Genomic DNA, 12,550 nt, shown 5'->3' on the forward strand with positions numbered 1-12,550 from the left:
CCTGGATACTGTCTAGTCATGCCGCTCAGTCCGGACGAGGTCGAGGTGTTCGAGCACTCCAGGGCCCGCCTGGAGGCGATCGCCTATCGCCTGCTGGGCTCGGCCAGCGACGCGGAGGACGCCGTCCAGGACACCTTCCTCCGCTGGCAGGGCGCCGACCGGGAGCACGTCGAGACGCCCGAGGCGTGGCTGACGAAGGTCCTCACCAACGTGTGCCTCAACCAGCTGACCTCGGCGCGGGCCAGGCGGGAGACCTATGTGGGCACGTGGCTGCCCGAACCGGTCCTCGCCGGGGACCGGATGCTCGGCCCGCTCGACACCGCCGAGCAGCGCGAGTCGGTCTCGATGGCGGTGCTCACCCTGCTTGAGCGGTTGTCGCCCAACGAGCGCGCGGTGTACGTGCTGCGGGAGGCCTTCGGCTACTCGCACGGTGAGATCGCCGAGATCCTCGGCATCACCGAGTCGAACTGCCAGCAGACCTACCGGCGTGCCAAGCAGCACGTCACCGCCGAACGGGCCCGCGCGGAGGTCGACCGGGCCACCGCCCGGAAGATCGTCGCGGAGTTCCTCACGGCGGCCAACAACGGTGAGATCCAGCGGCTGGTGGAGTTGCTGACCGACGACGCGACGAGCACCGCCGACGGCGGCGGCAAGATCCCCGCCCGGGCCGCGCCGATCGTCGGCGCGCTGGCGGTGGCGAAGTTCCTGCGTGGCCTGTTCAAGCCCGCCGACGTCAAACGGGACCTGGTCGGTGGCAGCCCGGCCATGTACGTCACCACCGCCAACGGCGCTCCGGCGGTGGTGGTCGTGATCGACGGCCGGGTCATCGGCGTGATGTCGGTGGAGGTGACGCCCGAGGGTGTCACGGCCATCCACAATCAGGTCAACCCCGACAAGCTCGTCCGCGCCACCCGGCAGTGGTCCGCCTCGGAGCACGAGGAGCCGGCCCTCCACGTCTGGTGACCTGCGGTGCAGCTGCTCAGTTCTCGCCGGCGGTGATCAGGCCGGTCTCGTAGGCGCAGATCACGGCCTGGGTGCGGTCGCGGAGGCCGAGCTTGGTCAGCACGTTGCTGACGTGGGTCTTCACTGTGTGTTCGCTGACCACCAGGGTCTGGGCGATCTCCGCGTTGGCCAGACCGCGGCCCAGCAGGTGCAGGGTCTCCCGTTCGCGGGTGGTGAGCACGTCGAGGCGGGCGTCGGGCGCGGCGGCCGACCGGGGCGTTCCGGGCCGGTGGCGGCTGGTGATGTCCGAGATGATCTGCCGGGTCACCGACGGGGCCAGCAGCGAGTCGCCGGCGGCCACGACCCGTACGGCGTGGACGAGGTCGTCGCGGCGTACGTCCTTGAGCAGGAAGCCGCTGGCGCCGGCGTAGAGCGCCTCGTAGATGTAGTCGTCCTGGTCGAAGGTGGTCAGCATGATGACCCGACTGGCGCTCTCCGCGCAGATGCGGCGGGCGGCCTCGATGCCGTCCATCGTCGGCATGCGGATGTCCAGGAGCGTCACCTCCGGCTGGTGCTTCCGGACGGCGGCCACGGCCGCGGCTCCGTCGCCGACGTCGGCGACGACGGTGATGTCCGACTGGGCGTCGAGGATCATGGAGAATCCGCTGCGGACAAGCTCCTGGTCGTCTGCGATCACCACCCGAATCGTCACGCCGGGAACGGTAGCCGAGCCTCGACGGTGAACCCGCGTCCGCCTGCCGCCGGTTCGGCCTTCGCCGTTCCGCCGCAGGCTGTCGCGCGTTCCCGGATGCCGACGAGTCCGTGTCCGCCGCCCGGGCCGCCGGTTCCGGCGCCATCGTCGGTCACGGTGACCGTGAGGGCATCGGGCGACCAGTCCAGGTGTACGTCGACACTGCTGGCCGCCGCGTGCTTGAGCGCGTTGGTGAGGGCTTCCTGCACGATCCGGTACGCGGCCAACTCCATGTCGGCCGACAGCGGCCGCGGCTCCCCGGTCACCCGCAGGTCGGCCACCGGTACACCGTCGATCAGCGACCGCAGTTGGGCCAGGGTGGGCTGCGGGCTGCGGGGACCGGGCTCGGAGCGCAGCAGGCCGAGCATGCCGCGCAGTTGCACCATGGCGTCCCGGCCGGCGTCGGCGATCGCGTCGAACGCCGCCTCGGCCCGGTCCGGCGCGCTGCGTACGGCGACCGGCCCGGCCTCGGCCTGCACGATCATGAGGCTCACCGCGTGGGACAGCACGTCGTGCATCTCCCGGGCGATCCGGGCCCGCTCGCGTGCGGCGGCCCGATCGGCCTCGAACTCGCGCTCACGTTCGGCCCGGAGCGCCCGGTCCTCCAGGGCGGTCGCGCGCTCCTGTCGAGCGGCGCTGAGCCGACCCAGCACGTACGCGGTGAAGAAGACCAGGAAGGTGTAGAAGTACTCGCTGACGCGGTTGGTGTTGAAGGCAACCCCCGCGGCCACCCCCGGGAAGGTCGCTGCGAGTGCCCACCAGCGCTGCCGGCGACCACCGAGCGTGGCGACCGTGTAGAGGGCGACCAGCCCGCCGTACGCGAGCGGCTACCCCGGGGCGTCCGCCGCCTTGCCGGCGATCGTGGCCAGAGCCACCACCAGCAGGACGGTGAGCGGCACCCGTCGGCGCCAGATCAGCGGGACCGCCGTACCGGCGGTCAGCAGGTAGGCCAGCGGCCCTGGCTCGCCACCCGGTCCGGGAAGCACGAACGGCACTGACACCGCGATCAGGACGAACACGGTGATGGCGGCGTCCACCACGTACGGATTGGTGGTACGCACGAGGCGGGCGAGTGACATCGCGACAGTATTCACAGCCCCTGACCTCCTCAGTGATGGGCATCCGATCCCCCCTGTGGTGGGGGGATCGGTTCGGGGCTCGCCGCTCAGGCGAGGGCGGGCACCGGCTGCGTCGGGGTGGCGGCGGCGGTGCCCCGGGCCAGCGGGAGGAAGGAGACCAGCAGCAGGGCCGAGCCCAGCGGGATCAGGTCCTTGTCGATGAACGGCGTGGCGAGGTCGGCCAGCACCAGGATCGGCGTCCACAGCTTGACCCGGCGCTGCACGGCGAGCAGGACGACCAGCACGAGCTGGCCGAGGTAGAAGGCGTAGGGCCCGAAGTCGTAGGCCAGCTGCGAGATGCCGGGCAGGGTGCGCACATCGTGGATGATCATGCTCATGCCGTAGTTGTCGGTGGCCAGAAAGCCGGCGACGAGGTCAATCGAGAACTGGGTGATCAGCGCCAGTGCCCCGACGGTGCCGGCCGTGGCGCTCACCGTCGCGAGGGTCCGGCCGCCAGCCATTCGGCGCATCTGCCAGAACACCGAGATGAACGCGACGAGCGCGCCGAGGAACGCGACGTGCCCGATGGTCCAGGCCGGGCCGGGACCACGAACACCGTCCAGGCCGTCGATCAGACGGACGATGCCGTAGCCCATGACCAGGACCGGGGCGGCGATGAATGCGGGGCGAAACTGCATTGTGGTGACTCCTTGGGAGGCGTTCACGTCGGGTGTTCGACGTGATTGAGCCTGCCGTTTCGCCGCGGCGCGGACATCGCTCCGCCCGGCGATCTTGCCGCCGCCCGACATCTCCCCCGCACGCATGAGACCCTCCCTCGCACGGGCGAGTGGAGATCAACGCCTGGTGACCCAGGTCATAGGCCAGCCCTGTCAGGAATCGCGTCGCTGTCCGGTTCAGGAAGCGACCACCACCGAGACAGGAGTGCCACCATGAAGCACCGCATCGTCGTCCTCGGAGCGGGTTACGCCGGAGCCATGGCCGCCGGGCGCCTCGCCAAGCGGCTGCACCCGGACGACACCGAGATCACCGTCATCAACGCCGACGCGGATTTCGTCGAGCGGGTCCGCATGCACCAACTCGCCACCGGGCAGGACCTCAAACGACGCCCACTGAGCGAGGTCTACGCCGGCACCGGCGTCAAGCCTCGGCTGGCCAGGGTCACCGCCGTCGACGCCGATCGCAGGACCGTCGCGCTCGCCGACGACAACGGCACCGACGAGATCACCTACGACACGCTCGTCTACGCCCTCGGCAGCGTCACCGCCGACCATGGCGTCCCCGGGGTCGCCGAGCACGCGTACGACATCGCCGGCAGGCCCTCGGCGCTGCGGTTGCGCGACCGCCTCGCCCACCTCGCGGCCGGCGGGACCGTGCTCGTCGTCGGCGGCGGCCTCACCGGCCTGGAGGCGGTCACCGAGATCGCCGAGACCCGGCCGGACCTCGATGTCGCGCTCGCCGCCCGCGGCGGTCTCGGCGACTGGCTCAACGGCAAGGCGCAGCAGCACCTGCGCGGCGTCTGCGACCGGCTCGGCATCACAGTGCACGAGCACACCGACATCGCGCGGGTCGAGGCGGCGGATGCGGTCACCCGCGACGGTCGGGAGATCCCGGCCCAGGTGACGGTGTGGACGACCGGCTTCGCCGTGCACCCCATCGCCGCCGCCACGACCCTGGCGGTCGCGGAGACCGGGCAGATCATCGTCGACGCCAGCATGCGGTCGGTCTCACACCCCGAGGTGTACGCGGTGGGCGACGCCGCGATCGCCGAAGGACCGGGCGGCAAGCCGCTGCGGATGTCCTGCGCCTCGGGCATCCCGATGGCCTGGCAGGCCGCCGACGCCATCGCCGCACGCCTGACCGGTCGGGCGAAGTTTCCCAAGGCCCCGCTGCGCTACTTCAACCAGTGCATCAGCCTCGGCCGCCGCGACGGCATCATCCAGTACGTGACCGCCGACGACCGGGCCAGGCCGGCCCTCCTCACCGGGAAGCTGGCGGCCCGCTACAAGGAGTTCGTCTGCACGGGCGCCGCCTGGAGCATCGCGCACCCGGTCCTGTACCCGGTCCGCCGCCACCGCGTCGTCCCGACCCGATCGGAGGTCCGCACAGTCGCCTCCTGAGCGGACATGTGCCAGACCTAGGCTGTCGCAATGGCGGCGGAGCATGTGGTGATCGATCTCGACGAACACGGTCATGAACCGGCTGAACGGAGCGGCATCACCCACGGGAACGTCGCGAACAGGCGGAACCTGCTCCTTCAGCTCGTCGCCGCCTTCGTGATCGGTGTGGTGCTCGGCGGCATCGGTGTCGGTGAGTTGCGAGACTCTCGTGCACAGCGCGAGCGGTCCAGTGTGGTCTCCCTCGTGGCCCTACCCGAGTCGGGCTATTCGGGAGGCTCAAACAGCAGGGGAACCGTCGTGCTGGACGGGCAGCTGACACTGATCAACACCGGCCCCGCGCCGATCACGATCCGCGCGGTTCAGGCAGAAAGGCCGGGCGTCCAGGTACGCGGCATGGACAAGGCCCGGCACGTCCGTCCGGGTGGCACCGGCCAGATCCGTGTCGATCTGCAATTGGAGTGCGCGACGGCGTTCGACCTGGAGCCGTTGTCGGTGCGGTTCTCCGTCGAGACCGAGGACAAGCGGCTCAGAGAGGTGCGCTACCCGGTCGCTCTCGTCGGAAGTGCCTGGCAGGAGGACGCCATGCGCCTGTGCGAGCCCCGGCTGGACTCATAGCGAAAGGGTGCCAGGCCGGTCACCGTCGGTCACCTTCGTCGGGGCGGATGCGGTTTTAAACGGTATACCTCAGAGGCATAAATATGCCTCTGAGGTATACCGCTCCTCGGCAGATCGACATGGCGGGCCAGCCGAACGCACTGTGGAGGCCGCCAGGTGACTCACGCTGACTTCGTCTGGTCAGCCAGGTGAACGAGCACCAAAGCCGTTCTCTTGTCCGGTTGCACGAAAGCGGTGCGGATCAGGTACGTGCCACGAGCCAGGTCCACGGCGAGGTGGGTGGTGTACTCCAGCCCGTCGCCGGTATAGCCGGAGTCGAACAACTCGGCTGACCCGCTGGAGACGCTTGTCACCATGCGCTCCCGCAGGCCGTCTTCGCCATCAAGGCTGTCGATCCTAGAGGCCGACGTCGCGGCGGACCGCACGGCGGGCGTCGTGGTCGACGGGCTCAGTCCTCCGGTTGTTGACCCGTGGACGGCCCATCGGACTCAGCCTGGCGCTCGGCCTGCCAGATGGCGTGGCCTTTGAGCAGGTATCCGATCCAGTAGATCGCGAAGAGGATCAGGAAGCACGCGAAGAACACTCCCGAGATGATGCTCGCGAGGACGAACCCTTCCCCGCCGTCGGCCATTCCGCGCGCCGCGAAGCCAACGAGGCCGAAGAAGAAGAAGATGACCATGTAGAGCGGCAGGGTTGAACTGTCTGCCGGGTGGGACGCGCGAGGCGACCACGGGACGCGAGGATCATTGCCGATCACTCACCGAGTATGAACCGACTCGCTCAAGCGCGGGATCCCGCTCCTCTCGACCGGCGAGGTCGATGCGGAGCGGGACCATTGACGGTCTACCCGTCAGAACCCCCATCAAAGGGCCGAGCACTTCCAGGTCTTCCCGCCATCCTTCGAGTCGCACCACAAGAGAACCTTGCCGAGGACCGGAAAGCTGAAAGTGAAGAGGTGGCCTTTGTTCTTCGAGTACACGACGCCGGACTTCTCGGCGATGTCGGCCAGCGCCCACCCGGGGTCCGGCCCGTCCACTGTCGCCACCCGGCGCATCGACTCGACGTCCTTGCCGTCGAGGAGCATCTTGATCTCGTCCGCCGAAGGCTCGCCGTCGCCGATCAGCGTGTCCACCGTGTACGGGCCGTCGACGGCGACGCCATTGGCCTTCTCGAAGGCGGCCTTCGTCTCCCCCACCGTGGTGCTGCCGGCGAGGTCGAGGGTGAGGATCAGATCGCCCGTCCGGCGCGACAGCAGGCACTGCCAGATGGTCTTGCCCGACGCGACGCACATGGTCAGGCACCACTCCCGGCCGTCGGGGGTGGACGAGGAGAAGAGCAGCGAGGTCGCCGTCCCGCTGTCGCCGCTGCCGTCGTACGCGCCGTCGGCGAGGTCGGCCATGGTCGTGCCGAGGACGTCCCGGCTGCCCGGAATCGTGCCGACGACCTTGACACCGTCGACCTCCTTGCCGGCAACGAGCGCTTCGAGTTGGTCGCCGGTGAGGGTCCGCCCGCCGGTGTCGACGGCCAGCACCTTGTCCAGGTCGCCGACGGGTCGGCCGGTCAGGTCCTCGAACTGTTGAAGCATCGCGCCCGGGGCACCGGGGTGGTCGGTGATCGTCGTCCGGGCCTCCCCCTCGGCGGCCTGCGACGGTGCGTACGAAGCGGTCAGCCCGACGATCAGTGCGGCCGCGACGATGGTGGCGCGCCTGGTGATGTCCCGCAGAGTTGTCATCCTGTCCTCATCTCGGTGATCGGTGTCGGCGGGGTGGGCGGGCTACCAGCGGCATGTGACGATGTCGCCGAAGTCGTTGGGGGACCCCAGGTCGCAGTGGTCGTCGATCCACTCACCGATCTCGCCGATCGTGTCCACGATCCAGGCGATCGCCGACTTGATAGCGCCCCAGATGCTGAAGTAGACGACTGTCGTCTCGGGGGTGCCGCCGGCCTCGTCGATGACGTCCTTCGTCGACATGGCGGCGTTGGGCTTCTCGATGATGTCCAGCACCCGTACCCCGGTGTCGTCCTTGCCGGCCAGCAGCGCCTCGACCTGCTCCGGGGTTCGCTCCTTGCCGTCGTCGACCGCCACGATCGCGCGGTCGATCAGCACCTCACGGCTGCCGCTGATGGCCTGGGCGATGCCGGTCATCTCGCCCACCGTGAGGTCGTTGCCGAGCGCGGGGCCGGTGAACCGCCGCACCGAGACGGCACCTGCCGGGTCGATCCTGATCTCGCCGGCCGTGATCAGGTCGTCCGGTCCGAACGGCGCCCAGGCGAACGTCCACTGCCCGGCGACGCAGCGGAACTGGCCGTACTCCCGGCCCTCGGGCGCGGTGTCGGTACGGACGACTTCGCCGCGCTCGTCGACGTGCTGGACCACGCAGTCGGCGCCCTTCTGCGGCGGCTTCTCGGTCTGGGCCACGGCGGCGGAGGACATGGCCAGCACCGTCCCGCTGACCACCCCGATCACCGCGAGGCGGTGTGCCAAACGACTCATCGAACGCTCCATTCCTGGTGCGGAAGAAACTGGTGTCCGAAGAGTGGCGGGGCGCGCTGAAGCGGCCCGGAAACGGCGCTGAAAGCGGGGTACGTCAGTGCAGCCGCGTGGCGTCGAGCTGGTCGAGGTCGGCGCGGATCGAGTCGGCGTCGGCATCGCCGAGCTCGTCGAGGATGGTCAGGGCTCGGCGCCACGCGGCGCGGGTGGCGCCGAGGTCGCCGAGCGCCCGGTGGCTGCCGCCGAGGTTGACGTACGTGCTGGCTTCGGCGTACCGGTCGTTGACCTGCGTGAAGAGTTCGAGGGCGTGCTCGTAGCAGGCGATAGCGCGCCGGTCGTCCCCGAGCTGGTGGTGGGCGTGGCCCAGGCTGTCCCAGGTGTCGGCCTGCCCCTGGACGTCGTCCACCTCCTGCAACATCCGCAGCGCCTCGCCGCACGATTCAAGGGCGTGGTGGTAGTTGCCGAGCAGCGCTTCCTGCCAACCGACAGCGTTGAGGGTGTACCCCTGCCCGGCCCGGTTTCCGGTCCCCCGGAACAGGGTCAGCGCCCGTCGGGAATGGCGCAGCGCCTGCTGGTGCTGCCCCTGCCGCTCGGCCAGTTGACCAAGGTTCAGGCAGGTGTGCGCCCGTCCGGCGTCGTCGCCGACGTCGGTGAACAGATCGAGCGCGCGCCGCAGGTGGTCATCGGCCTCGTCGTACCGTCGGAGCCGGGAGCAGGCGAGACCGAGGCTGCGGTGCGCGTGGCCCTGCCCCGCCTGATCCCCGATGCGGGACGCGGCGGCCAGAGCGATCTGTTGCGTGCCGAGCCAGTCCTGCCAGTGCCCCTGCCGGTGCAGGAAGCCGGCCATTGCCCAGGCGAGCCGCCAGGCGTGTCCCTCGAACCCGGACCGCGCCGCGAGCGGTACCGCGGCGAGCAGGACGGGGACCTCCGTGGTGAACCACGACGCGGCGGCCGAGCGGCTCCTGGGACGCTCCGGCGTCACACCCGCCCGGGGTGGCGGGAGGCTGATCGCGCTGAAGTGCGGGTGCAGTGCCAGGTCGGCGGCGTGGGCGGTGTGCAGGCAGTGGTCGAGCAGCCGGTGAATGGCGGCCCGACGCTCGGCCGGCGGCTCGGATTCGTCGGCGAGGCTGGCGGCGTACGCGCGCAGCAGGTCGTGGAACGCGTAGCGCCCGTACGTGTGCTCGGTGAAGAGGTTCGCCCGGGTCAGCTCGGTGAGCAGGGGGCCTGTCGCCTGCCCGTCGACGCCGGCCAGGCTGGCCACGGCGGGGGCGGAGACGTCCGGGCCGGGGTGCAGGCTCAGCAGTCGGAACAGCCGGGCCGCGGGTGGGCTGAGCGTCCGGCACGACCAGGAGAAGACCGCCCGTACGTCGGTGGCCTCGTCGCCTGCCCGGAAGGCGTCCAGGTCGCCCAGTTCGCCGGCGACGGCGGCCAACGAGAAGTGCCGGTTGGTGGCGGCTCTGGCGGCCACGATGGCCAGGGCGATGGGCAGCCGCGCGCACCGGTCGGCGATGGTGTCGGCCGCGGCGGGTTCGGCGGCGACCTGGCGTTCCCCGAGCCGGCGGACCAGCATGTCGCGGGCTTCGCCGGGGCTCAGCAGGTCGAGGGGCACCGGTTGGGCGCTTTCGGTGACGACCAGCGGAATGAGCTGGTCGCGGCTGGTGACGATGGCGAGGCAGTCCGGTGAGCCGGGCAGCAGCGGCCGGACCTGTTCCGCGTCGCGGGCGTTGTCCAGCACCACCAGCAGTCGCTTGCCCGCCACCGTCGTGCGGTACAAGCTCACCATCGCGTCCGGGTCGCGGGGCATCCGGGCCACCGGAACGCCGAGCGCCTCCAGGAAGCCGTGCAGCGCTCGCGCCGGTTCGGTCGGTGTGGCCGCCGGGTCGAAGCCGCGCAGGTTGACGTAGAGCTGCCCGTCGGGGAAGCGTTCGGCCGCACGGTGCGCCCAGTGCACGGCGAGGGCGGTCTTGCCGACGCCGGCGGTCCCGGACACCACGACGGCGCCGCCCCGGTCGACCAGCGCGTCGAGGGCGGCCAGCTCCCCGTCGCGTCCGGTGAACGTGGGTACGGGGGGAGGCAGTTGCGCCGCGACCCGCATCGGTGCCGCCGCGGCCGGTGCGGCGATCGCGGTGTCCTGGCGCAGGATGGCGCACTCCAGGTCACGTAGCCGCGGACCCGGGTCGAGGCCGAGGTTCTCCCGCAGGTTGTCGCGCAGCCGCCGGTACGTGGCGACCGCCTCCCCCTGTCGGCCGTCGCGGTACAGGGCGAGCATCAGCTGCGCGTGCAGGTGCTCGTCGAAGGGGTGCTGTCGGACCAGCCGTTCCAACCCGGGGACGAGGCCGGCGTGCTCACCGACGGACAGCCGGGCCTCGGCGAGCGATCGTTCGGCCTCCAACCGTAGGCGTGCCAGGTGTTCCGCCTGCTCCTCGAGCCAGGCCGACCCGGCCACGTCGGCCAGCGGTGGGCCCCGCCACAGGGCCACAGCGGCCGTCAGGTGCCTCACCTGCTCGTTGCGGTCCGTCGAGCGCCGGGCCAGCTCGATGAGGCGCTCGGCGGCCTGGACATCCGTGGAGTCCGGCCCGGTGTCGAGCAGATATCCGGGCTGGCGCGCGACGATCGACAGGGGCTCGCCGAGGACCGCGCGTAGGTAGGAGACGTGGCGTTGCAACGTGTTCGCCGCGGTGGCCGGTAGCTGATCGCCCCAGACCACGTCGATGAGCCGGTCGATGCTGACGACACGGCCCGCGTGCAACGCCAACGTGGCCAGTACCGCCTTGCGGCGCACGCCGTTCACCGCCTGTGAACTGCCGGCGACGACCACCTCCACCGGCCCGAGCAGCCTGACGCGAACGCCCGTACCAACCATCGAAATCACCGAATCAAACTAACGTCCCCAGCCCAGCAAACTCGATCTATTCGTCGCGTAATGGACACGATCGACCTCGCTCCTGCGGGGACGCCAGCGGGCAGCGCGCACGGGCCTCGGGAGCTAACCTCTAGCGCACTACGGCAGGGAGGTGCGCCGGTGAGCCAACGGCTACGGCGCGGCGCGCTGATGCTGCTCGGTGCGGTGTTGCTGGGCACTGTCGGCCTGAGCCTCGGCACCTGGTACGGCGGTCGCGGCGTCACACCGCCCAACGACGACCAGGCACAGAGTGTGGCGGCGCAACTGCTTCCTGGTGCGGTGCCGGGCGATTCGGGTCAGGTCGTGCATGGCTACCGGTGGGGAGTCCATCTCGCTGCCGACGACCTGGGCTCGGGCCGGGCGTCCTTCTGGTACGACGATGGTGACGACTGTGGGCTCTCCGAGCAGTTCCGGCGCAGCGCCGGGACGCAGGGGTGGCAGGGCCTCCGCCGCGTTCCTGGCTACCTGTGTGACGGCTGGCGGGCTGAGCGCGACGGACTGACTGTCGCGCTCGAATACTCTGCGAGCGGGACGGAGCTGACCATCGCACCGGCCGCGCCCGGCACGTTCCTACTCAGCACTGTCGCTGGCACTCTCGCCGGTGCCGCAGCCGGCGCGGCGCTGTTCGGGTGGGTGGCACGGCGACGTCGACCCGTACCCCTGCTGGTCTGCACCCTGGTGACGGTTGGCCTCCTCCCGGGTGTCGCCCTGACCTGGACGGTCCTGGGCCTGGGCATCGTCGCCGAGCCGGTCTGGCCCGTCTGGCCCGCTCTCGCTCCCCTGCTGGTGCCCCTGTGGCTCGTTCTCCTCCTGGTCGGCGTGTATGCCTTCCCGAAACGCGAGACCGAGACCGACCCCAGCTCTCGGGTCACGGTGGTGGTGGTGGTGGTGAGCGTCGCGTGCGCCCTGGCCCCCGTGGTGATGGCCGCCGCGCTGCTGTTCATGTTCGTTGGAGCGCAGCCCGCTCAGGAGTGGCCGTAGGCTTGCCTCTCGCCCACGAGTCGCCAATGGAGAGCGCTGTGACCACACGTAACGGCAAGGTGATCGTCGACCAGACCATCTCCGCCGACGGGTACTCGGCCGGGCTCAACCAAACCGAGGAACGCCCGTTCGGCGACGACGGCGGTGACGGCTGGGGCCGTGGGCTGCACGCCTGGATGTTCGACGCCGCTGAGGAGAACCAGGCCGAGCTCGACCAGACCACACTCGCCTCAGCGGTCATCATGGGGCGCAACATGTTCGGCCCCGTGCGCGGCGAGTGGGATCGGCAGTGGAACGGCTGGTGGGGTGACAACCCGCCCTTCCACAAGCCGGTGTTCGTGCTCACCCACCACCCGCGCGAGCCACAGCCGATGGAGGGCGACACCACCTTCCACTTCGTCACCGACGGAATCGAGTCGGCGCTCGCGCAGGCACGCGCGTCGGCCGGTGGCGGCGACATCCTGATCCACGGCGGCGCGACCACCATCAACCAGTACCTCGCCGCCGGTCTGGTCGACGAGCTGCGGCTGCACATCGTGCCGCTCACCCTCGGCACCGGTGTGCGGCTGTTCGAGGGCGTCCCGCCGCTGAACCTCGAACAGATGACGGCGCGTGCAGCGAGCACGGTCCTGCACGTCACCTACCGCGTTCTCGTCACTCCTTCTCGGTAGC

The 12,550-nt window shown here is 70.3% G+C and carries 14 protein-coding genes; 5 read left to right on the plus strand and 9 right to left on the minus strand.

What is annotated here, in order from left to right; all coding sequences use genetic code 11:
• Positions 1 to 18 precede the first annotated feature (18 nt).
• Positions 19 to 963 (plus strand): RNA polymerase sigma-70 factor, encoded by a 945-nt coding sequence (locus tag GUI43_RS16560; protein WP_112582539.1) that lies wholly within the window; start codon positions 19 to 21, stop codon positions 961 to 963.
• A gap of 16 nt (positions 964 to 979) precedes the next feature.
• Here the strand turns inward: GUI43_RS16560 and GUI43_RS16565 are convergent, their stop codons facing one another.
• The 4 genes from GUI43_RS16565 to GUI43_RS16575 all read right to left on the minus strand — a co-directional run bounded on the left by GUI43_RS16565 (position 980) and on the right by GUI43_RS16575 (position 3,449).
• Entirely contained in the window at positions 980 to 1,654 is a 675-nt protein-coding gene (locus GUI43_RS16565; RefSeq protein WP_112699193.1) for a response regulator, read from the minus strand.
• Positions 1,651 to 2,424, minus strand: coding sequence for a sensor histidine kinase (locus GUI43_RS16570; RefSeq protein ID WP_211326708.1), 774 nt, complete (start codon positions 2,422 to 2,424; stop codon positions 1,651 to 1,653). Before GUI43_RS16570 ends, GUI43_RS16565 begins: the two co-directional genes overlap by 4 nt.
• Positions 2,425 to 2,520: 96 nt before the next feature.
• The gene (locus GUI43_RS34275; protein ID WP_211326709.1) at positions 2,521 to 2,772 is read right to left on the minus strand and encodes a DUF7134 domain-containing protein; all 252 of its coding nucleotides are present in this window, start codon (positions 2,770 to 2,772) and stop codon (positions 2,521 to 2,523) included.
• 86 nt (positions 2,773 to 2,858) lie between these two features.
• Positions 2,859 to 3,449: a hypothetical protein gene (locus GUI43_RS16575; protein WP_112582536.1), complete on the minus strand. Its 591-nt coding sequence runs from the start codon at positions 3,447 to 3,449 to the stop codon at positions 2,859 to 2,861.
• 252 nt (positions 3,450 to 3,701) lie between these two features.
• Here GUI43_RS16575 and GUI43_RS16580 point away from each other — a divergent pair, with 252 nt between their 5' ends.
• Both GUI43_RS16580 and GUI43_RS16585 read left to right on the plus strand, forming a co-directional pair.
• The gene (locus GUI43_RS16580; RefSeq protein WP_112699194.1) at positions 3,702 to 4,889 is read left to right on the plus strand and encodes an NAD(P)/FAD-dependent oxidoreductase; all 1,188 of its coding nucleotides are present in this window, start codon (positions 3,702 to 3,704) and stop codon (positions 4,887 to 4,889) included.
• 30 nt (positions 4,890 to 4,919) lie between these two features.
• Positions 4,920 to 5,504: a hypothetical protein gene (locus GUI43_RS16585; RefSeq protein ID WP_112699195.1), complete on the plus strand. Its 585-nt coding sequence runs from the start codon at positions 4,920 to 4,922 to the stop codon at positions 5,502 to 5,504.
• 161 nt (positions 5,505 to 5,665) lie between these two features.
• On the opposite strand, the gene GUI43_RS16590 is transcribed toward GUI43_RS16585, so the two are convergent.
• The 5 genes from GUI43_RS16590 to GUI43_RS16610 all read right to left on the minus strand — a co-directional run bounded on the left by GUI43_RS16590 (position 5,666) and on the right by GUI43_RS16610 (position 10,858).
• Complete coding sequence (locus GUI43_RS16590; protein WP_146765915.1) at positions 5,666 to 5,857, minus strand: hypothetical protein; 192 nt, start codon at positions 5,855 to 5,857, stop codon at positions 5,666 to 5,668.
• Between the two features lie 95 nt (positions 5,858 to 5,952).
• On the minus strand, positions 5,953 to 6,261 hold the full coding sequence (locus GUI43_RS16595) for a hypothetical protein (protein WP_146765916.1): 309 nt from the start codon (positions 6,259 to 6,261) through the stop codon (positions 5,953 to 5,955).
• Positions 6,262 to 6,366: 105 nt separating this feature from the next.
• A complete protein-coding gene (locus GUI43_RS16600; RefSeq protein ID WP_112699197.1) occupies positions 6,367 to 7,236 on the minus strand; it encodes a hypothetical protein in 870 nt (289 codons plus the stop codon).
• Positions 7,237 to 7,278: 42 nt separating this feature from the next.
• Positions 7,279 to 7,998, minus strand: coding sequence for a hypothetical protein (locus GUI43_RS16605; RefSeq protein ID WP_112735212.1), 720 nt, complete (start codon positions 7,996 to 7,998; stop codon positions 7,279 to 7,281).
• A 94-nt stretch (positions 7,999 to 8,092) separates the two neighbouring features.
• The gene (locus tag GUI43_RS16610; RefSeq protein ID WP_112699199.1) at positions 8,093 to 10,858 is read right to left on the minus strand and encodes an AfsR/SARP family transcriptional regulator; all 2,766 of its coding nucleotides are present in this window, start codon (positions 10,856 to 10,858) and stop codon (positions 8,093 to 8,095) included.
• A 159-nt stretch (positions 10,859 to 11,017) separates the two neighbouring features.
• Here GUI43_RS16610 and GUI43_RS16615 point away from each other — a divergent pair, with 159 nt between their 5' ends.
• Together GUI43_RS16615 and GUI43_RS16620 are read left to right on the plus strand one after the other, a co-directional pair.
• Positions 11,018 to 11,878, plus strand: a complete 861-nt coding sequence (locus GUI43_RS16615) for a hypothetical protein (RefSeq protein ID WP_211326710.1) — start codon at positions 11,018 to 11,020, stop codon at positions 11,876 to 11,878.
• Positions 11,879 to 11,916: 38 nt separating this feature from the next.
• Positions 11,917 to 12,549 carry a dihydrofolate reductase family protein gene (locus GUI43_RS16620; RefSeq protein WP_181518440.1) on the plus strand — a complete coding sequence of 211 codons (633 nt, stop codon included), beginning with the start codon at positions 11,917 to 11,919 and terminating at the stop codon, positions 12,547 to 12,549.
• Position 12,550 lies beyond the last annotated feature (1 nt).

Origin of the sequence: Micromonospora noduli, assembly GCF_003264365.1 — a bacterium.
In the GTDB taxonomy this organism is placed as follows: Bacteria; Actinomycetota; Actinomycetes; order Mycobacteriales; family Micromonosporaceae; genus Micromonospora; species Micromonospora noduli.